The sequence below is a fragment of the Candidatus Accumulibacter contiguus genome (genome assembly GCF_012940005.1).
Classification (GTDB): domain Bacteria; phylum Pseudomonadota; class Gammaproteobacteria; order Burkholderiales; family Rhodocyclaceae; genus Accumulibacter; species Accumulibacter contiguus.
The window spans coordinates 27,514-47,846 of record NZ_SPMX01000043.1 but is presented as its reverse complement, the minus strand read 5'-3'; the positions used below and the strand labels follow the sequence as shown (position 1 = coordinate 47,846).

The window sequence follows — 20,333 nt, the reverse complement described above, 5'->3', positions numbered from 1 at the left end:
CTGCTTATTGAGGGCTTCCCGGCTGCCAAATCCGGGAACCGCCACGCGTGCTACAATTCGGGCCTTTTCAAGGCTTGAGAGGCGCATCATGTTTTCCGATAAAGACACCCTGGCGAAAGTGGATCCCGAGATCTGGAAGGTCATCGAGAACGAAAATCGGCGTCAGGAAGAGCATATCGAGCTGATCGCCTCCGAGAACTATGTGAGCCGCGCGGTGATGGCCGCGCAGGGTTCGCAACTGACCAACAAGTATGCCGAAGGTTATCCCGGCAAGCGCTATTACGGCGGCTGTGAACATGTCGACGTCGCCGAGCAACTGGCTATCGACCGCCTCAAGAAACTGTTTGCTGCCGAAGCCGCCAACGTTCAGCCCAATTCCGGGTCGCAGGCCAATCAGGCAGTGCTGATGGCTTTTGCCAAACCGGGCGACACCATCATGGGAATGAGTCTTGCCGAAGGTGGCCATCTCACACACGGCATGCCGCTCAATATGTCCGGCAAGTGGTTCAGGGTCGTGGCCTATGGTCTCGACCGGAACGAAGCGATCGACTACGCGCAGATGGAAGCGCTGGCGCGCGAGCACAAGCCGCGCATCCTGATCGCCGGTGCGTCGGCATACTCGCTGCATATCGACTTCGAGCGTTTTGCCAAGGTTGCCAAGGAAATCGGCGCGATTTTCATGGTCGACATGGCGCACTACGCAGGCCTGATCGCTGCCGGTTGCTATCCCAACCCGGTACCCTATGCTGATGTCGTTACCTCGACGACGCACAAGACGCTGCGCGGCCCGCGCGGCGGCGTCATCCTGATGAAGGCCGAGCACGAAAAAGCGATCAATTCGGCGATTTTCCCCGGTCTGCAGGGCGGCCCCCTGATGCATGTGATCGCGGCCAAGGCGGTGGCCTTCAAGGAGGCCCTGACGCCTGCTTTCCGTGATTACCAGGAGCAGGTGGTCGCCAACGCCCGCGTACTGTCAAGGGTGTTGGCAGATGAACGGGGACTGCGCATCGTCTCGGGTCGCACCGAATCGCACGTCTTCCTGGTCGATCTGCGCGCCAAGAACATTACCGGCAAGGATGCCGAGGCGCTGCTCGGCGCCGCACACATGACGGTCAACAAGAATGCCATCCCGAACGATCCGCAGAAGCCCTTCGTGACTTCGGGTATCCGCCTCGGTTCGCCGGCGATGACCACGCGCGGTTTCACCGAGATCGAATCCGAGCAGGTTGCCCACCTGATCGCCGATGTGCTCGATGCGCCCACCGACGCCGATGTGCTGGCGCGAGTGCGCGCCGATGTCTCGAAGCTGTGCCGGAAATTCCCGGTCTATGGCGGCTCGGCGAGATGAAATGCCCGTTCTGCGGCGCTGACGAAACCGCCGTCGCCGACACCCGCATCAACGACGACGGCGACATCGTGCGGCGGCGGCGACGCTGTCTGACCTGCGACAAGCGCTTCACGACTTATGAGCGGGCTGGCTTGCGCCTCCCGCAAGTCATCAAGAAGAACGGCTCGCGGGTCGATTTCGACCGCGAAAAACTTGCCGCCAGTCTCTGGCTGGCGCTGCGCAAGCGACCGGTCAGCGTCGAGGCCGTCGAGGCGGCGATTGCCCGTATCGAGGAAAAACTGCTGGCGCTGGGCGAGCGCGAACTGGCTTCGGAGAAGCTGGGTGAAATGGTCATGCGCGAGTTGAAGAAACTCGACAAGGTGGCTTACGTCCGCTTCGCTTCGGTGTATCGGAATTTCGAGGACGTAGACGAGTTCTCCAAGGTCATTCGCGAAGTTTCCCCAGAAGTGCCGCATCCTACGCAGCCACTCGGCCGTTGATGGCGCCGGCGTTCAGCGCGGCGGATCACCAATTCATGGCGCTTGCGCTTCGCCTTGCCGAGCGCGGCCTGTACACCACGACGCCCAATCCGCGCGTCGGCTGTGTCATCGTCAACGCCGGACAGGTCGTCGGTGAAGGCTGGCATGTGCGTGCCGGGGCGGAGCATGCCGAAGTTCACGCCTTGCAGGCCGCTGGCGAGAAAGCGCGTGGGGCTACCGTGTATGTCACCCTCGAACCCTGCAGTCACCATGGCCGAACGCCTCCCTGCGCCGCAGCGCTGCTGGCCGCCGGGGTGACAAGGGTGGTCGCCGCGATGCAGGATCCCAATCCACTGGTCGCCGGGCAGGGGCTGGCCAGCCTGCGCGCGGCCGGACTGCTGGCCGAGTGTGGCTTGCTGGCTGCCGAGGCGCACGAAATCAATATCGGCTTCGTCGCACGCATGACTCGTTCCCGGCCATGGCTGCGGCTGAAGCTGGCGGCTAGCCTCGATGGCAAGACGGCGCTGCAGAATGGTGCCAGCCAGTGGCTGACCGGCCCGGCGGCACGGCAGGATGGCCATCGCTGGCGAGCGCGTGCCTGTGCGATCCTGACCGGCATCGGCACGGTTCGCCACGATAATCCGCAACTCAATGTGCGTGCTGTGGAAGACCTGTCCGGAGAATTGCGTCAGCCCTTGAAGGTGGTCGTAGACAGCCGCCTCGAACTGCCGCTCGACGCCAGAGTGCTCGACGATGGCACGGTGCTGGTCGCCGCCGCTGTCGATGCCCGCGCCAGGATCGCTGCTCTGCGGCAGCGCGGCGCCGAAGTCGTGCTTCTGCCCGGGCCCGCTGGACAGGTGGATCTGCCGGCCCTGCTCAACGAACTCGCCCGGCGTGGCATCAACGAAGTGCATGCCGAGGCCGGTTTCGGACTCAGTGGTTCGCTGCTGCGCGCAGCTCTGGTCGATGAACTGCTGCTCTATCTCGCTCCCTGTCTGATCGGTGATGCGGCGCGCGGCATGTTCGACCTGCCGGCGCTGGAATCGCTGGCTGCCCGGCACATGCTGGCGATTCGCGACGTCCGTTCGCTGGGTCCCGACCTGCGTCTGCTCGCCCGCTTCAGTTGAGCCCGGCGCATACCGGACACTCCGGGTCCCGTCCGAACTTGATGCTGCGCCATTCCATCGACAGCCCATCGAGTAACCAGAGACGGCCAAGCACCACCTCGCCGCATCCGGTGATCAGCTTGAGGGCTTCGGCTGCCTGCATCGTGCCGATGATGCCGGTGAGCGGTGCGAATACCCCCATCACCGCGCAGCGTTCCTCTTCGACCGCATCGGCTTCGGGAAACAGACAGTGGTAACAGGGAGTGTGATCGCGACTGCTATCGAATACCGCGAGCTGTCCGGCAAAGCGGATCGCTGCGCCGGAAACCAGTGCCGTACGGTGCCTGACGCAGGCCCGGTTAACCGCGTGTCGGGTGGCAAAGTTGTCGCAGCAATCGAGAACCACGTCCGCATCGGCGATCAAGGCCTGCAGTGCTGCGCCAGCCAGGCGGGTGGTGATCGCTTCGACCACCACCTCGGGATTGACTCCACGTAGTGCGGCCTGCCCGGACAGGGCTTTCGGCTGGCCGATGCGCTCCTGCGTGTGGAGAATCTGGCGCTGCAGGTTGGTGAGGTCCACCGTATCCCCGTCGGCGAGGGTGATTCGTCCAACGCCGGCAGCCGCGAGATAGAGTGCGGCCGGCGAGCCCAGGCCGCCGGCGCCGACGATCAGCACCTTCGCTTCGAGTATCCGTTGCTGCCCTTCGACACCGATTTCTTCCAGCAGGATGTGTCGGCTGTAGCGCAGCAACTGTCCGTCGTTCATCGGCCGGGCCTTACTTGTATTCGCGCCACTCCGGCGGGGTGTCGTCGTGGTCGCCGTGCAGATGGCGCTCCCAGGCGTGCGTGTAGGCTTCCGACTGCGAGCGTTTGAGCGGCCGTTCAGGGGCTTCGAGATTGTGCAGTTGCGTTTCCTCGACATAGTAGATCAGTGCCCGCATCATCTTGCTCATCAGCGTGTTGTCGAGGTGGTAGCCCTGGTCTTCGAGCGTGCCTTCGAGTTCCTGCAGGCAGTGGCGGCGGAGATCGTAGGCGACGCCGAGAGCACGCGGCTGCGCACGCCGTTCAAGTTGCAGATCCTCAAGCCTGCCGAGGAAATCGCAGGCTTCAGGTACCTGGCCCGGCGGGAACTTGGCAAACAGGATGTTCCTCTGTTTGCGGATCGGAACCGCCTTGTGCGCTGTCACCTCGGGTCGTTTCACTTTCTTCACTCCGCAAGACCAGTTTAGCGCTGGCTCTGCATGATCTGCATACCCTTCAGAAGATTCAGCGCCTGGTTCAACTGGTAATCCTTTTTCGAAGCGATTTCGCGGCTCGGGATCTCGGAGGTCTCTTCCGGCTCTTCCTTCGTCGCGCCGCTTTTCGGCTTGACCGGCGCAGCCTTGCTGGGCGGTTTGGCGGGAGCCTCCTTGACCGCAGGGGTGGGATCCTTGTTGTTGTCCAGGTGGTGATCAAGGTTGGCTTCGCGCAAACGCTCGGCCGAGCTGCCATTGGCATTCTCTTCGACGACGATGTCCGGCACGATGCCTTTGGCCTGGATCGAACGGCCCGACGGTGTGAAGTAGCGTGCGGTCGTCAGTTTGATTGCGGTGTTCCCGGGCAATGGCAGGACGGTTTGCACGGAGCCCTTGCCGAAGGTCGTGGTGCCGAGGATGATCGCACGTTTGTGGTCCTGCAGCGCACCGGCGACGATTTCGGACGCCGAAGCAGAGCCGCCATTGACCAGTACCACCATCGGCACCTTGCGTGCCTCGGGCGGCAGCGCCTTCATGTAATCATCACGACTGCCGCGCAGATAGTCTGCGGGCGATGCGGAAAAGCGGTGCTTGGCATCGGGGGTGCGTCCATCGGTCGAGGTAACCAGGATGTCCGACGGCAGGAAGGCCGCCGAGACGCCGACGGCGCTGTTGAGCAGACCCCCTGGATCGTTGCGCAGATCGAGTACCAGGCCCTTGAGCGGACCAGGCTTGAAGAGTTCGGTCAGATGCCTGACCACCGCAGCGCCGGTATTTTCCTGGAAAGAGGTGATGCGCAGATAAGCATAGCCGTCGTCGAGGAGTTTCGACTTGACACTTTGCACCTTGATCACTTCGCGCATCAGCGTGATGTCCAGCGGTTTGGCTTCGCCCTTGCGGATGATCGACAACCGGATCTGGGACTTCGGCTTGCCGCGCATGCGCTTGACTGCTTCGCTCAGGGTCAGTCCCTTGACCAGCGTGTCGTCGATCTTGAAAATCATGTCGCCGGGTTTCACTCCGGCACGGTAGGCAGGCGTGTCCTCGATCGGCGAAACCACCTTCACCAGTCCGTCTTCCATGCCGACTTCGATGCCGATGCCGCCGAACTCGCCTTGCGTGCCGACCTGCAGATCCTTGAAAGCATCGGCGTCGAGGTAACTCGAGTGCGGGTCGAGGTTGGAGAGCATGCCACTGATGGCATGTGTAATCAGCTTCTTGTCGTCGACCGGCTCGACGTAGCCGGTCTTGATGGCATTGAACACCTCGGCAAAGGTGCGCAGTTCCTCAACAGGCAGACTGGCGCGCGTTTCCTTGTCGGCGATCGCCGAAAACTGCAGGCTGATCAGAACGCCACCAACCACCCCGGCGCAAAGCAGTCCGGCCTGTTTCAACTTACCCATTTGTCTCACTCCTGTGTGCACCTCATTTCGGGCCAACCCAAGCCAGCGGATCGAGCGGTTTCCCTTGGTGACGAAGCTCAAAGTATAAACCGGATTCAGGATTCCCACCGCTGTTGCCCACCGTGGCGATTGCTTCGCCAGCATGCACCTCGTCGCCGACCTGTTTGCGCAGCGAATCGTTGTTGGCATAGATCGACAGGTAGCTGCCACCATGGTCAACGATCAGCAGATTGCCGAAGCCGCGCATCCATTCGGCAAAAACCACCCGACCGGCAGCGATGCTCCGTACCTCGCTGCCGGTACTGGCGAGGATGAACAGACCCTTCCAGGTGCTGCCTTCCTGGCGCGGGGCACCAAAGCGATTGCTGATCGAGCCGTGAGTCGGCAGGCGCAGTTGCCCTTTCATTCTGGCAAGCTTGCCAGCGACCGGCGGTGGATTCTCTGCACGTGCATCCGGCGCCGCTGCACTGCCTGCCGGATCTTCATCGGCGGGCGGCGCAATGACGCGCTCCGGCTTCTCCCGGTCGGCGGGCGGTGTTCGCAAGGGCTTCACCTGGGATGTTTCTGGCTGCGGCACCTCACGTCGATGCGCTTCCCGTGGCGCCGCCCGTTGCGCCTCCCGGCGACTCTCCCGCGCTTCGGTTGCTCTGGTGGCGATGATTTTCGATAGACGATCAACGAGTTCGGTCAGACGTTTTTCGTCGCGTTGCAGATTGCCGATCTCGCGCCGCTGCGCCATGATCTGATCCGATAGCCTGTCGAGCATCGCCTGGCGCTGCTGGCGCTGGGCAAGCAGCTTGGCATGCTCTTCCTTCTGCCGGGCCTCGCTGGCGGATAATAGTGCGGCCTGCTGGCGGGTGTCGGCGACGAGCGTCTGCTTGCGCTGCAGGGTGGCCTCGACTTCGCGCAGGATCTGTCCCCGCGCCCGGCCAATCGCCTCGAGATAGTGGAGATCGCGAGCCAGCTGATTGGGATCGTCTCCGTTGAGGAACAGTCGCAGCGGATCCGGGGTGCCGCGCAGGTACTGTCGGTAGAGCAGCTTTTCCAGTTGCGCCTGTTGTGCGTTCAGTTCCTGTTCGAGTTCGCGCGACTGGCTGCCGAGATCCTTGAGCTTTACCTTCAGCTTGTCGATCTGTGTCGTCAGCTCGTGCAGTCCACGCTGGGTGGACGAGATGGCACGCTCGGCATCCTGCAACTGATCCATGGCATCTCTGCGCGACCCTTCGGCGCTGGCGATTTCCTTGCGCAGCGTATCGATCTGGGAACGCAGAGATTTCAGGTCGTCCTGACGTTCGGCGACTTGGCCCGGCGAGGCCGCTGCCTTTTCCATGGCGTTCTGGCTTGCGCTGGCGGCGCTGCCGGCCGCCAGCAGTGCCGCCGCAAGCAGCAGCACGTCGATCAGCCATCGCCAGCTCTTCCGACCTACCTCTGCCGGCAGATCATCCGGATGCATCACGATCCGATCGACAAGGGCCGCCGCCGCGTCGGGGGCGCTGTCGAGCCGCTTTGCACTGGCCGGGCCATGGTCGACCTGGTTCCGCCGCGTCTGGCGGTACGGAAGGGAAAAGAGTCGTTTCTCGTTGATGAGTAACACACGCCTTGCTGAAACCTGGGTCGGCTTGCGAGAACCTGTCCAGGGGTGTGACTTTCGTCACGGTGCGGGAGCTTCTCCCACGGTCAGAGTATTGCTCTATAATCGGCGATTATAGGATAATCAGAGATTCGGTCATATCGTGCCTATCCGGACCAGTGTCATCGACAAGCAGGAACATATCGAGCAGGCGGCACGTGCGCTGAAATCGATATCGCATCCCTTGCGCCTCAAGATTCTGTGCGTGATTGGTGATCAGGATGCTTGTGTACAAGAGATTGTCGAGGCCGTAGGCACTTCGCAAAGCAATATTTCCCAGCACCTTGCAATCCTTCGCGAAAAGGGCGTTCTGCTCGCGCGCAAGGACGCCAATCGGGTCTACTATCGTGTTGGTGACGCCCGCACGCTGCAGTTGATTGGCATGATGCGCGAGGTTTTCTGCGGCGATTAGGGCACCTCCTGCGTCCGGCATACGCTTGTCTTGCCGGAGTCTTGAGGGTTGCCCGGGTTCGTAGCCGTGTCAGTTTCTGGAGCTTCAATTGGAATTCATACAACAGAACATTCTTCTGGTAGCCGTCGCCGTGGTGAGTGGCGCGATGCTGCTGGGGCTCTCGGTGCGTCGTCCGGGGGGGGGGCAATTCGCTCACACCGACGCAGGCAACACTGCTGATCAACCGCGAGAATGCGCAGCTGATCGACATTCGCGAGCCCAATGAGTACGTTTCCGGGCACCTCTGCGATTCACGCAACATTCCTGCGGGATCGCTCGCGGAACGTGTTGGCGAGCTGGAGCAGTTCAAGGACACTCCGGTGATCCTGGTCTGCCAGTCGGGCGCACGTTCGTCCGCTGCCTGCTCGACACTGGCCAAGCTCGGTTTCTCCAAGGTGCACACGCTCGACGGTGGTACGGTAGCCTGGGTCGAAGCCGGTCTGCCGCTCAAGAAAGGCGCACGCAGATGACCGCCATGCCGCGTGTGCTGATGTACTCGACTGCTGTCTGTCCCTTCTGTGTTCGCGCCGAGCAACTGTTGCGCGCCCGTGGCGTCGTGGACATCGAGAAAGTGCGTATCGATCTGGATCCCGCGCGCCGTGCCGAGATGCTCGAAAGAACTGCCAGGCGCACCGTTCCTCAGATCTACATCGGCGAGACGCATGTCGGTGGTTCCGACGAGCTTCTTGCGCTCGATCGTGCGGGCAAACTGATGCCCTTGCTTGCGGGTGAAAGCGTTTGACACCCACTCTCACCCACTTCCCGAGCTTTACCCACCATTTCACAGCAAAGGTCAAAGAATTACCATGAGCGAACAAGAAATCCCCACGCAGGACAACCCCGTATTTGCGATCGAGAAACTCTACATCAAGGATTTGTCGGTTGAAGTACCCAATGCACCGCAGATTTTTCTCGAGCGAGAGGCTCCCAAGGTCAGCATTCAGTTGCAGACCAATGCCCAGGGTATCGGCGAGGGTGTCTTCGAAGTTACCTTGACGACCACCGTGACTTCCAAGATCGAAGAGAAAACAGTCTTTCTCGTCGAGGTCGGTCAGGCTGGCATCTTCCGTATCCAGAACGTTCCAAGCGAGAATATGGAGCCCTTGCTGTCGATTGCCTGTCCCAACATTCTTTTCCCCTACGCTCGCGAAGTCGTTTCCGATGCCGTGATCCGTGCCGGATTCCCGCCGGTTCTGTTGCAGCCGGTCAATTTCGAGGCCCTGTACATGTCTCGACTGCAGGAAGCGGCGAAGGATGCATCGGGCGCCGCGACGATCCAGTAAGGGCCTGTCGATGAAGCGGCTGTTGAGCCTGTTGCTGGCTGCAGGCCTGGCCGTGCCTGCGCTGGCGATCGAGTATCGCACCGTCAACGTGGCGACGGTGCTCTACGATGCGCCGTCGCAAAGAGGCAGCAAGCTGTTCGTCATCAAGCGGGGCACGCCGGTCGAGTTGGTGGTCAACCTCGAGGGATGGTCGAAGGTACGCGATGCCGATGGCGGCCTGGCGTGGATCGAGGCTGCGTCTCTCGTCAAGCGGCGTTCGGTGATCGTCACCGTTGCGCGCGCCCAGATCCGGCAAAGCGCCGACGAGGCCGCAGCGCTCGTCTTCGAAGCGGAAAAGAACGTTTCTCTGGAGTATCTCGAAACCTCACCCGGCGGCTGGGTCAAGGTGCGCCATCGCGACGGGCCGGCAGGCTTTGTGCGTGCCAACCAGATCTGGGGTTTCTGAAGCACCATCATTGTCGTAGATCTGGTGCCTGTGCCTTGCTCTCCGAGCATCGCCTTCCGTGTCCCGCCACAGTCACCAATCCGAAACCTCGGGGAGGCATGATTCCTGCGCAGTGCGTTATGGAATCTCCCGCGCTTTGCGCTGGGCGGATCTGCTGGCACGCAACTTGCTCTGTACCGTGCAGAGGCACCATTGGAGGTAAAAACCATGTCCAGGAAACTGTTCTCTCGCTATTCGCTCGGCGGCCTGGCGCTGCCGAACCGTGTCGTGATGGCGCCCATGAATCGCAACCGCGCCACCGACTCACAACTTGCAGCGTCCGCAATGACTGCCACGTACTACGCGCAGCGCGCTTCGGCTGGCCTGATCATTGCCGAAGGGACGCCGGTTTCGCCGCAGGCTCGCGGTTGCGCCCGCACACCGGGGATTTACAGCGCTGCCCAGATCGCCGGCTGGAGACAAGTCACCACGACAGTGCATCGCCAGGGCGGGCGTATCTACCTGCAGCTCTGGCATGTCGGACGCGTCGGTCACTGCAGTCTGCGCGCCGACGCTTCGCCACCCGTTGGCCCGAGCACGATCGGCCTGCAGAACGACCGGGTGCCGGTGCTCGTTGGCGGCAAGGATCCGGTGCTGCTGCCCTGCGATCCGCCGCGCGCGCTGCGCACCGAGGAAGTCAGGGAGATCGTCCTTGATTTCGCCGGCGCGGCGCGGAATGCCATGGCAGCGGGCTTCGACGGCGTCGAGATCCATGCCGCGAACGGCTATCTGTTCGATCAGTTTCGCTGCCCTTATCTGAACGATCGTGCTGACGCGTATGGCGGCGCAACCCACAAGCGTTGGCGCTTCCTCCTGGAAACCGCCGCCGCAGTCGCCGAAGCAGTCGGTAGCGAGCGCGTCGGGGTACGTATCTCGCCGCTGGGGACCGCGCATGAAATGCAACCGGATCCGGCGCCATTGTTCACCTATGGCTATCTGGCCTGTCAGCTGGACCAGTTGGGCATCAGCTACCTGCACGTCTATGATCAGTCGGGAAACTGGATGCACGATCCGCAAAGCGATCTTCTCCAGCATCTGCGCGCCTGCTATTCCGGCACCATGATTCTCTGCGGTGGCTTTGACCGCGCGCGCGCGCAAGCCGCGCTGCGCAACGACAACGGCGACCTGATCGCCTTCGGCAAGCACTTCATCGCCAATCCTGATCTGGTCGAGCGCTTGCGCGTCGGCGCACCGCTGGCACCCTGGAACTCGTCGACGATATACAAGGGCGGTGCGCGGGGCTACATCGACTACCCGACCCAGCAGGAGGAAGCAGCGCTCAGTGAGCGCTGAGTGGGCGACGGATTCTCAGAAACTCTCAGAAACCGTCGTCCGCCAGACAGCCATCAATCGCCAATCACCAGGACAGTATCGCCCTTGCGATTCGCGAACCGACTCAGCACCTGCTTGTGTTGCTGCGTCATCCAGATCTGCAGTGCGGCGTCGCCAGGCTTGGCGATGAGTACGAAATAGCGAAAATTCTGCGCCTGCTCGGCACTCATCGCCTGTTCGCGGTCGACCGGCATGTAGGGGTAACCCCTGCCAGCGTAATAGGCGAGCCGCGAGTCCTCATAAAATATTGCGTCTGCAGGACGAGTGTGTTGTGCCAACCAGGCGCCCGCTTCGAGGTAATGGGTTTTCTTCGGGCTGAACGAGACGACATTCTGCAACATCACCAACAGGGACAGGGTGACGAGGATTTTCGCAAGCCTTGGAAAGTCCCTGGCAAAAGAAACCACGAACAGGGTCAACAACGGGACTGCCAGCAAATTCAGGAAGCTGACGTAACGTGAGTTGATGAAACGCTCCTGCACGAAGAAAATCAGCAACAGGCAAAAATACACCAGCCAGGCCCAGGCCATCGGTCTGAACTTTCGCCAGTACTCAGCGACGCCACACCAGCCGGGACGATACAGCAGGGGCAGGGCGAAAGGCCCGCATAGCGCGACAAACTTGCTGATCAAGGTGCAGAACAAACCAAAGAAGACGATTCGTCGGGCATCATCCGCGGAGTACTTCGCCAACGCGACTTCGGCAAACTTGCTGGCCATCAGATTGAAGCGCGCCAGGAAATTCTGCGGATTCACCAGTGACAGGACGTAGTCGACGCGTTCCTGCGAGAGCGCATGCCCGGAAAGCAGCCAGACCACCGCGGCGGCGATTCCGGCCAGCGGCAGGAGATTGATCTGCAGCAGCCGCAGCCAGCCCTGGCGTGTCTTCAGATTGGCCAGCAGGCACAACGCCAGCACCGGAAACAGGAGAACCGCCTCGATGCGAAACAGCACCGCAGCGGCAATGGCCAGTTGCAGCAGTAGCGCGCGCAGCCAGCCGGCACGTTCCAGCCAGCGCAGCATCAGCCACAGCGCCAGGGTGCAGAAAAACCAGAAGCCGAACTCCCGGATGATGTCGTAGCGCAGGTGGTTGAAGGCGGGAATCGACAGCACCACCAGGCAAGCCCAATAACCGCTGTCGATCACGTAGCGTTGCGTGATCGCGACCAGCAGGGCGCAGGTTCCCGCCATCAGGAAAGCACACCACAGGTAGGCCGTAAGTTCCAGCGGAAGGCCGGAAAGCCGCTGTGTTGCCGCCAGCAACAGCGAAAACCAGGGCCAGCTGAACAGATCGAACGCCACTCGCGGGCCTTGCTCGACAATCTGCTGGCTGACGTACAGGTAACGTGCAGCGTCCTTGGCAAGGGTCAACGTGCCGGCGATGGCGATCAGCGAAAGCAGCAAGCTGCCGAGAAAGGCGATCTGTACCGGTGAAATCCGCCGTAGCGCGGCAAGCACATCAACCATCAAAAAACTCTCCCATCGGTCATGGCTATAGCAGGCCCCCCACTCATGAAAGTCACTGACCCGTTTCCCTCCTCCCCCCCGACCCCTCCCCCGGCGGAGGGGGAGGGAGATTCCTGAGTCGCGTACGCGACTTCATTAACGCATCGATCCAATCCCTTACCAGCATGCCAGCAAGCGAATGGCCTTGCGCAAGTGGCGAGCGCGCAAGGCCTGCCAGGGGCTCAAGCGAAAGGCGCAACGATAAAAGTGCCTGGCCGTCGAGCATTCGCCAGCCAGCAGGGCGGTGCGGAACAAGGACAGATAGCGTTGCGCCTGGTAGCGTCGGCGCAGCGAATGACATTCCGGGGGCAAGCCGGCAAAGACTTCGCAGACCATCGCGAGCGCACGCGCTTCTTCATTGTCGCGGTTATGCCGCAAGCTGTCGGCATGTTTGTGGATGCGCGCCAGCGGCGCACGAGTGACGGCGACCGGGGCGCTGACCAACAGGTGCGCAAAAACCGCGACGTCTTCACCGCCGCGCAGATGCTCGGGATAGGGTCTTTGCAGGAGCAGATCACGGCGGAACAGCGAACAGCCATGCGAAATCGACACACGCTTTTCAAGCAGGTAGCGACTCGCCAGTTGCCGCGGCGAAGCGCCGGGCACCGGCGTCGGCAGGCGCAGGCGCTCGCGACCATCCGGGTAGACCGAAACCTGCGCTCCGAGAAGCATTCCCGCCTCCGGATGTTCTGTCAGCAGCGTGCGCAGATTCGCCAACGCACCCGGCAGCAACTCGTCGTCCGCGTCGAGGAGCAGTGCAAAACGCCCGCGTGCCTTGCGAATCCCGTGATTACGTGCCGCCGCTGCCCCCGCATTGGCCTGATCGAGCAGCCGCAACTGCGGATGGCGAGCGGCGTAAACCGCCAGAACTTCGGCGGTCGCGTCGGTCGATCCATCATCGACGACGATCAGTTCGACGTCGGCGGCCATCTGCGAGAGCACCGAAGCGAGCGCGCGCGGTAGCAGGTGCGCATAGTTGTAGGTCGGAATGATGACGCTGATCAGCGTTTCAGCGGCCTGGGTCAGGATGCCGGAAGCCTGTTCAGGCAGCGGCAGCGGTTGTTCCTGGACACTGCCGGATGGATTTGTTGCAGGCAAGATCTGCCACCTCACTGCTGGGAAGCCTGCCGAACTTTGCCGGTGGCGACTCCGCAATTTTCCGCGATCTGCATCGAGATGCAAGCTTTCGCGTACTCACCCATCGAGTTTGACGAGGAGGGCAGGCGGCAGGTCTGCCCTCTGCTCGACTGGCTTCCTTCCTAGATGTTGGCCAGGCGCCACCAGGTGCTGTGTTCCTGGCGCATGACCTCGTGCGATGGCATCGCGTAATACGCAAAATCCGGGCCATTACCGACATAGAAACCATTCTTGACCATGCGGTACGGGAACTCCAGAGAGTGTACCCGATGCACCAGCTTGCTCTGCTTGGTTTGCGGATTCAGAACAATCAGCGCTTCACGCAGATGGTTGATGAACGAGTACGGCAGATCGTTCACGCTGCCGTTTTCAGGATCAGATGCCAACTGCCCCAGCGCGAGTTCGACAAAGCACAAGGCAGGAAAACGGATGAACTTGGCGGGCTTGGCGGTGACGCTGGCATAGTGGGCGGCAGGATCGAGTGTGCTGACGATCAGACTATTCACTGGCGCCAGATCCTGATACAAGTGCAAGCCTGCCCGGTCGACAGGAATCGCTTCCTTGCGCGACAAACCCAGCGTCTGGCCGTAGGCAGTACTCAGATAGAGCTTGCCGATGGCACTCACCGGGATGTGCTCGAGAACCCGGTAGGAAGACACGTAGACCGAGTTCTTGGGCTTGCCGTCGGGGGACGGAACGCAACGAGCGATGGCGCCGTCAATGTCGAAAAACTCATGCCGAAAGCTAGGGTCGACCTCAAAGAACATTGCCTGGCCCTTGGACTTGTATTGGTGCCCGGTGGCGTAATACTGGCCAAATTCTTCCGGGGGAAGCATCGAGGCAATCAGGGCCTCGGGGATCAGCGACAGGTAAAGATGAACGGACATGGGGGAAAACTCCTTCTCTCAGGGTTGGACATGCTTGTTTGCAGATCGAGTCAACGAGGGGAAAGATAAGTTAAAAATCAAACGAAACCGCCCCGATGATGCGAATGTATCGCGTTTCTGGCAAGTGGTCAAATATTGGAATTCTCACGCGGTCGATGGCACGCGACGCTTCCTAAGGGTTTATCCTATACTGCCTGCGGCAAGTCCTTGTGGCCGGCTGCCAGCGTCGCCGATTCTTGCCGGCGCGCTGACGAAAGCCAGAATTCGCCGCTTGCCGGATCGGCATCTGATAACCGAATGCACAAATCCCCTGTCCTCGCCGCTTTGCTGCTCGCTCTGCCTGCCGCCGCTGCGGTGCCACAGTTGCAGGCGCCCGAAGAAGTGCGCGAAATGTTGAGCCGCTACCTGGAATTCGGCGAGGTTGCCGACGCCCCGGCTCAGGCGGCGTTCGAGCGCCGGATGCAGCGCGAGGTCGCAAAGCTGCTGGCGACCGAAGGCTATTTTTCACCGCACGTCGTGCTGCGCCAGCACGGCGACGAACTGCTGCTGGCGGTGCTTCCCGGCCCGCGCTCGCGGATCGGCAGCGTACACATCGAAATCGTCGGCGATCTCGACCCCGAGCGACGGGAGTCGCTGTTGCGTGCCTGGAAACTGCCCGCCGGCCAGCCCTTCCGGCAAGCCGACTGGGACGAGGCCAAGCAAGCTTTGCTGGCCGAGCTGCTGGCAGTTGATTACGCAGCTGCGCGCCTGCAGGAGAGCCGCGCCGAAGTCGATCCCGAAGCGCGCCGGGTCGACCTGACGGTCGTGGCCACAAGCGGTCCGCGCTACCGCTTCGGCGAGCTGCAGATCAGCGGCCTCAAGCGCTATTCTGAAGATCTGGTCGGACGTTTCAATCGCAGCGTCAAGCCCGGCGAACCCTACCGCGAGGAAAAGCTGCTGGCCTTGCAGGTGGCCTTGCAGGGCACCGCCTACTTTTCGTCGGTCAGCGTCATGCTCGAACATGACGACAACAGCACGGCAGCGTCCGCGGATGGCTGGGTAAGCGCACCAGTGCGTGTGCAACTGCGCGAGCGCTCCCCGTACCAACTCAGCTTTGGTGCTGGTTACAGCACCAACACCGGCGCCCGTGTCGAAGCCGCTTACCGGAGCAGCGATCTTTTCGGCCGCGCCTGGGAGTTGCACACCGGTGTCCGTTTCGAACAATTGCGTCAGACGGCCTACGCCGACGTTTTCTTTCCGCCGGATGACGAACAGCGTCGCGACGGTGTCGGCACGGCAGTCGAGCACTCCGACATCGAGAACCTGGGCATCCGCCGTTTCGCCATCGGGGCGACGCGCCTGCAACAGTTCGGCAGCATCGAGCAGCGTCTGGGAATCAACTGGCAGGAGGAACAACAGTCGCCACAGGGTTCGCCGTCCACTACCGCGCGTGCCCTGACCGCACAGCTCGGCTGGATCTGGCGGCATGCCAGGGATCCGCTCGATCCCGCCGAGGGCATCTCCCTGCAGTTGCAGTTGGGAGGAGGGAGCAAGGCACTACTTTCCGATCAGGACTTTTTCCGGACCTATCTGCGCTACAGCCAGGGGATTCCGCTTGGCGCCAGCGACGCACTGCTCTTTCGCGGTGAGCTGGGGGTCACTTTCGCCCCGTCCGCACAGGGCATCCCGCAGGATTTCCTGTTTCGTGCCGGTGGCAGCAACTCGGTACGTGGCTACGCCTATCAGAGCCTTGGCGTCAAACAGGGCGAAGCGACCGTCGGCGGACGTTACCTGGCGACGATCAGTGGCGAATACACGCACTGGATCAACCCGACCTGGGGCGCGGCGGTCTTTGTCGATGCCGGCAACGCAGTCGACGATCGCCAGGCCATCGACCTCGCGGTCGGTTACGGCGTCGGTGCGCGCTGGCGAAGTCCGGCCGGACCGCTCGGCATAGACCTCGCCTATGGCCAGCGCGAGGGCAAGCTGCGGCTGGATTTCTCGCTGGCAATTCCTTTTTGAACAGATGTCCCAGGAAACGACTGCCCCACCGCCCGCTTCGCCGCCGGCTTTGCCGCCGCAACAGCCGACGCCGAAGTCACGCCGCTCCTGGCGCTGGCTGGCCGCCCTGTCGGCCTGGCTGGCGCTGCTGGCCGGTGCCGCCTGGCTGCTCGGCAGCGAGAGTGGCTTGCGCATCTTCTGCCGGCTGATCGAAACGCTTGCCGCTGACCAGCTCACTCTGGCCGAACCGGCAGGCACGCTGCGTGGGACGCTTTCCCTGCAGTCGCTGCGCTGGCGGGATGAGAAGCTGGATATCCAAGTGCAGGACCTGCAGGTCGATTGGCACCCGGCCGAGCTGTTGCGCGGCCGCCTGGCGGTGGGTCTTCTCCAGGTGACAAGCCTGCGGGTAGCCAATGTCAGCAGCAGCGAAGCCATGCGGCTGCCCGACAGGCTGACATTGCCGCTGGCGGTTGAAGTCGAGCAATTGAGCATCGGGCGTATCGAAGTCGGCGAGTATTCCCACCCGGACGGCAAGGCGGCGACGATTGCGGAAGCGGTTGAAGCGCAACTGTCGAGCGATGGCCTACTGCACCGCCTGCCCGACTTGCGGCTGCGTCTTGGCGGCCTGAAGGTCGTCGCCGAAGCCTCTCTGGCTGCCGAGAAACCGTTTGCACTGACCGCCAAAGCCGGCATCGAAGGCGATGCGGCCGGGCGAGCACTCGCTTTCGATCTGGCTGCCGAGGGTCGGCTCGAGGACTTTGTCCTGCAAGGCAGCGCGCGAGCAATCGAGGCCAAAGCGGGAGATCACTTTGCCGGCGAAATCACCGCCCGGATCACCCCATTTTCGTCACAGCCCTTGCGTGATGCAGTGATCCAGCTTTCGGCCGTCGACCCGGCGGCCTGGAGCGACGGTGCTTTGCAGGCCGCGCTCGATCTGCGCGCCGACCTGCAGCCGCTGGGTGATGCCTTGGCCGGTCTGGGCGGGCGACTGACGGTGGTCAATCGACGTCCGGGACCCGTAGACCAGCAGCGCCTGCCGGTGGCCTCGCTGCAGACCGACCTCGCTCTCCAGAACGACGAGTTGCAGCTGGCGAATCTCGACGTCCGTTTGTCGGGTGGCGGGCGTCTGCAGGGCAGCGGCCGCCTGCGTGCTGCCGAACTCGCGCTGCGCCTGGCGGTAACTTCGCTGGACGCGAGTGCGCTGTACAGCAGCCTGCGCCGCACGCAGCTCGCCGGCCCGCTGCGCGCCACGCTGGCTTTGAACAGCCAGCGACTCGAAACCGAGCTGCAAGATGCGCATTTCTCGATCCACAGCAAACTGGCGATTCATCCCGACGAAATCACCGTAGAGACGCTACGACTGCTCGCTGGCGACGCCCGCCTGGACGCCAGCGGCAAGTTGGCGCTGCTGGGGAGCGGCAAGTTTGCCCTGCAGGGCGCGCTGCAGAATTTCGACCCCAGCCGTTTCGCCAGACTACCGGCGGCGCGCCTCAATGCCGAGCTCGCTGCGCAGGGCAGCAGCAGTCCGCAGCTTGCGCTGGCGCTGCGCTTTCAATTGAAGAACAGCCGTCTCGGCGGTGAAGTACTGGCCGGCAAGGGTGAAATCGATCTCGTCGGGCAACGCCTGCGCAAGGCCGATATCGAGCTGACCGCAGCCGGTAACCGACTGACGGCGAAAGGCGCTTTCGGCGCCGTCGGCGATCAGCTCAGCGTGCTGCTGGCTGCACCCCGGCTCGACCCGCTGGGCGTCGCTGGCGAGCTCAACGGCCGCTTCGTTCTGGGCGGCAACATCCAGGTACCGGTAGTGTCCGCCGATCTGCAATCGGCGCGTCTGCTGCTGCCGGGCTTCGGACAGCTACGCGGGCTGACGCTCGCAGCACGCCTCGGCGAAGGCAGTCAGGGCCAACTGTCGGGCACGCTGCGCCTGGCGGGACTGGACCTGCCGAACGGGGAAACCGCCTTGCGCGACGTGACGATCGACGCCGAGGGCGTGCGCAGCCAGCACCGCCTGCACGCACAGCTCAGCCTGCTGGCGCAAGGCCATCGACGCGAATTGCGCCTGTTGCTGGGCGGTGGTTTTGCCGCGCCGCCTGTCGGCATGACCTGGACTGGTACGCTCAACGAGTTGACGCTTTCTTCTCTGGTCGACAAGCAAAAGCCCTTCCTCCGTCTGGCTGCCGCGCTGCCGCTGCAGTTGGCCGGGGGCAGCTACCGTGCCGGCCCAGGCGAGTTCATCGGCGCAGGCTGGTCCTTGCAACTCGATCGCCTGCATTACCAGCAGCCGCACTGGCAGAGCGTCGGCAGGCTGCGCAACTTGCCGGTGGGCGCGGTGCTGGCCGAGTTCCCGGCATGGTCCGAGGCGCTGGCCGTGCAGGGCAACGGCGAGTCGCTGCGCCTCAACGGCGAATGGGAGATCGGTGTTGCCAATGTCGTCGGCAGCCCGCCACAGGCCTCACCAACGACCCTGCCGGCGACGCGCATCCGGCTATGGCGAGAGCGTGGCGATCTGACGATCGGCAACTTGCCGCTGGGTCTCGAAGAGGGCACGCTGAGCCTGCTGGCCAGTGGCGGTCGTATTGAAGGCAAGCTCAAGCTGCGCGGCAATCGGCTTGGCGAAATTGCCGGCGACTTCAGCGCCGCCAGTTCGCCCGATGCCTTGCTCAACCGGCAAGCGCCGTGGCGTGGGGAGTTGCGGCTGAATGCCCCGGATCTGACCTGGGCCGGCCCGCTGATTGGCGACGGCTGGCAACTCGGTGGTCGTCTGTCGGGCAGTCTGCTGCTCACCGGGAGTCCGGCGCAGCCGCACCTCAACGGCGAATGGCGCGGCGACGACCTGGCCGTGCGCGCACTCGACCAGGGGATGCGCCTGGAGCGCGGCAAGCTGCTGCTGCAATTGCGCAGTGAGGCCGCCACAGAGCTTCGCCTGCTGCTCAAGGAGCTATCCTTTGAGAGTGAGCTGCAACCGCTGCCGCGCACCTTGCTGCTCGATTCCCGGATCAATGCCGGCAGCCTGCGCGCCGGACCCGGTCGCATCGAGGCCAGCGGCGAGTTGCGTACCGGACGTTCGGATGGAGTGTTGCAGCTGCGCGCGGAACGTCTGGGTGTGCTGCAGCGCCCGGACCAGTGGGTGCTCGTCTCCGGAGAAGCGGAACTGAAGCTCGGCGAGCGGATGCTCGACGTACTCGGGCGCTTGCAGATCGACGCCGCTTACTGGGAGCAGGCCAGGAGCGGCACGCCGCAACTGTCGGATGATGTGCTGATCAAGCGTCCGGGTACCGGCCAGGCGAAGGCTTCGGTGCCGGCGCGGCTGTTGTCGCTGAACCTCGATGCCGACCTCGGCCGCCACTTTCACTTCCGTGGCGCCGGCGTTGAAAGCCGTCTGGTGGGCGCCCTGAAGGTCCGCTCCGAGGGCAGCGGATTGCCGCGCGCCACCGGTTCGATCCGTACCGAGGATGGCCGTTTCGATGCCTATGGCCAGAAGCTCGACATCGAGCGCGGCATTCTCAACTTCCAGGGCCTGATCGACAACCCCGGCCTCAACATCCGCGCCATGCGCAGCAACCTGCCGGTCGAGGCCGGCGTCGAGGTGACCGGAACGGCCAGGCGGCCAGTCGTGCGGCTGGTTTCCGACCCCGAGGTACCGGATGCCGAAAAACTTTCCTGGCTGGTCCTTGGGCATGCCCCCGATCAACAGCGCGGGCAGGACACGTCGGTGTTGCTGGCCGCCGCGCAAAGCATTCTCGGCGGTCAGGATGGCGGGCCGCTGAAGGCCGTGCAGCGGGGTCTGGGAATCGACGAGTTCGGCATCAGCAGCGGCAAGCTCGACGGATCGGGACAGCGGCAGACCAGTCGGATTGCCAGTACCACCGGCTTTGGCGCCAGCGATACCACCACCGGACAGATCGTCAGCGTCGGCAAGCGCTTGTCGTCGAACATGCTGATCAGCTACGAGCAATCGCTTGCCACGGCTGGCAGCATTGTCAAACTGACCGTCAACCTGAGCCGGAATTTTTCTTTCGTCGGCTACGCCGGTTCCACGACCGGACTGGATCTGCTCTGGAATTACCGGTTCGGGCGCTAGCGTACTTGCGTCT

General features: G+C 62.7%; 18 protein-coding genes. 11 read left to right on the top strand and 7 right to left on the bottom strand.

Features of this window, described 5'->3' with window-relative positions:
• Positions 1-88: 88 nt before the first annotated feature.
• The 3 genes from glyA to ribD are packed head-to-tail and all read left to right on the top strand — an operon-like array spanning position 89 to position 2,933.
• The gene (glyA, locus tag E4Q08_RS15205; protein WP_169071007.1) at positions 89-1,348 is read left to right on the top strand and encodes a serine hydroxymethyltransferase; all 1,260 of its coding nucleotides are present in this window, start codon (positions 89-91) and stop codon (positions 1,346-1,348) included.
• Positions 1,345-1,827 (top strand): transcriptional regulator NrdR, encoded by a 483-nt coding sequence (nrdR, locus tag E4Q08_RS15200; protein ID WP_169071006.1) that lies wholly within the window; start codon positions 1,345-1,347, stop codon positions 1,825-1,827. Before glyA ends, nrdR begins: the two co-directional genes overlap by 4 nt.
• Positions 1,827-2,933, top strand: coding sequence for a bifunctional diaminohydroxyphosphoribosylaminopyrimidine deaminase/5-amino-6-(5-phosphoribosylamino)uracil reductase RibD (gene ribD, locus E4Q08_RS15195; protein ID WP_034909499.1), 1,107 nt, complete (start codon positions 1,827-1,829; stop codon positions 2,931-2,933). The genes nrdR and ribD overlap by 1 nt, the downstream gene beginning before the upstream one ends.
• Here the strand turns inward: ribD and E4Q08_RS15190 are convergent.
• Genes E4Q08_RS15190 through E4Q08_RS15175 form a run of 4 tightly spaced genes read right to left on the bottom strand, consistent with a single transcriptional unit; the run spans position 2,926 to position 7,144 of the window.
• Positions 2,926-3,678, bottom strand: a complete 753-nt coding sequence (locus E4Q08_RS15190; RefSeq protein WP_034909497.1) for a HesA/MoeB/ThiF family protein — start codon at positions 3,676-3,678, stop codon at positions 2,926-2,928. The two genes, ribD and E4Q08_RS15190, sit on opposite strands and share 8 nt — an antisense overlap.
• 10 nt (positions 3,679-3,688) lie before the next feature.
• A complete protein-coding gene (locus E4Q08_RS15185; RefSeq protein WP_169071005.1) occupies positions 3,689-4,114 on the bottom strand; it encodes a hypothetical protein in 426 nt (141 codons plus the stop codon).
• A 23-nt stretch (positions 4,115-4,137) separates the two neighbouring features.
• Positions 4,138-5,550: a S41 family peptidase gene (locus E4Q08_RS15180; protein WP_034913208.1), complete on the bottom strand. Its 1,413-nt coding sequence runs from the start codon at positions 5,548-5,550 to the stop codon at positions 4,138-4,140.
• 22 nt (positions 5,551-5,572) lie between these two features.
• Positions 5,573-7,144: a murein hydrolase activator EnvC family protein gene (locus tag E4Q08_RS15175; RefSeq protein WP_288130999.1), complete on the bottom strand. Its 1,572-nt coding sequence runs from the start codon at positions 7,142-7,144 to the stop codon at positions 5,573-5,575.
• 139 nt (positions 7,145-7,283) lie between these two features.
• On the opposite strand from E4Q08_RS15175, the gene E4Q08_RS15170 reads away from it, so the two are divergent.
• The 6 genes from E4Q08_RS15170 (at position 7,284) to E4Q08_RS15145 (ending at position 10,691) form a co-directional block, all read left to right on the top strand.
• Positions 7,284-7,592 carry an ArsR/SmtB family transcription factor gene (locus E4Q08_RS15170; protein WP_169071004.1) on the top strand — a complete coding sequence of 103 codons (309 nt, stop codon included), beginning with the start codon at positions 7,284-7,286 and terminating at the stop codon, positions 7,590-7,592.
• 137 nt (positions 7,593-7,729) lie between these two features.
• Positions 7,730-8,101 (top strand): rhodanese-like domain-containing protein, encoded by a 372-nt coding sequence (locus E4Q08_RS15165; RefSeq protein WP_308240145.1) that lies wholly within the window; start codon positions 7,730-7,732, stop codon positions 8,099-8,101.
• Positions 8,098-8,373 carry a glutaredoxin 3 gene (gene grxC / locus E4Q08_RS15160; RefSeq protein ID WP_211203445.1) on the top strand — a complete coding sequence of 92 codons (276 nt, stop codon included), beginning with the start codon at positions 8,098-8,100 and terminating at the stop codon, positions 8,371-8,373. Before E4Q08_RS15165 ends, grxC begins: the two co-directional genes overlap by 4 nt.
• A gap of 64 nt (positions 8,374-8,437) precedes the next feature.
• Positions 8,438-8,914 carry a protein-export chaperone SecB gene (secB, locus tag E4Q08_RS15155; protein WP_034911511.1) on the top strand — a complete coding sequence of 159 codons (477 nt, stop codon included), beginning with the start codon at positions 8,438-8,440 and terminating at the stop codon, positions 8,912-8,914.
• Between the two features lie 10 nt (positions 8,915-8,924).
• The gene (locus E4Q08_RS15150; RefSeq protein WP_169071003.1) at positions 8,925-9,359 is read left to right on the top strand and encodes an SH3 domain-containing protein; all 435 of its coding nucleotides are present in this window, start codon (positions 8,925-8,927) and stop codon (positions 9,357-9,359) included.
• A gap of 207 nt (positions 9,360-9,566) precedes the next feature.
• Positions 9,567-10,691: an alkene reductase gene (locus tag E4Q08_RS15145; protein ID WP_169071002.1), complete on the top strand. Its 1,125-nt coding sequence runs from the start codon at positions 9,567-9,569 to the stop codon at positions 10,689-10,691.
• Positions 10,692-10,744: 53 nt separating this feature from the next.
• Here the strand turns inward: E4Q08_RS15145 and E4Q08_RS15140 are convergent, their stop codons facing one another.
• The 3 genes from E4Q08_RS15140 to E4Q08_RS15130 all read right to left on the bottom strand — a co-directional run bounded on the left by E4Q08_RS15140 (position 10,745) and on the right by E4Q08_RS15130 (position 14,259).
• A complete protein-coding gene (locus tag E4Q08_RS15140) occupies positions 10,745-12,196 on the bottom strand; it encodes a glycosyltransferase family protein (RefSeq protein WP_169071001.1) in 1,452 nt (483 codons plus the stop codon).
• Between the two features lie 156 nt (positions 12,197-12,352).
• A complete protein-coding gene (locus E4Q08_RS15135; RefSeq protein WP_248594939.1) occupies positions 12,353-13,333 on the bottom strand; it encodes a glycosyltransferase family 2 protein in 981 nt (326 codons plus the stop codon).
• 161 nt (positions 13,334-13,494) lie between these two features.
• Entirely contained in the window at positions 13,495-14,259 is a 765-nt protein-coding gene (locus E4Q08_RS15130) for a hypothetical protein (protein WP_034912704.1), read from the bottom strand.
• A gap of 297 nt (positions 14,260-14,556) precedes the next feature.
• Here E4Q08_RS15130 and E4Q08_RS15125 point away from each other — a divergent pair, with 297 nt between their 5' ends.
• Both E4Q08_RS15125 and E4Q08_RS15120 read left to right on the top strand, forming a co-directional pair.
• Positions 14,557-16,260: an autotransporter assembly complex protein TamA gene (locus E4Q08_RS15125; RefSeq protein ID WP_169071000.1), complete on the top strand. Its 1,704-nt coding sequence runs from the start codon at positions 14,557-14,559 to the stop codon at positions 16,258-16,260.
• Between the two features lie 4 nt (positions 16,261-16,264).
• The gene (locus E4Q08_RS15120; protein WP_169070999.1) at positions 16,265-20,320 is read left to right on the top strand and encodes a translocation/assembly module TamB domain-containing protein; all 4,056 of its coding nucleotides are present in this window, start codon (positions 16,265-16,267) and stop codon (positions 20,318-20,320) included.
• The last annotated feature ends 13 nt before the right edge of the window (positions 20,321-20,333 follow it).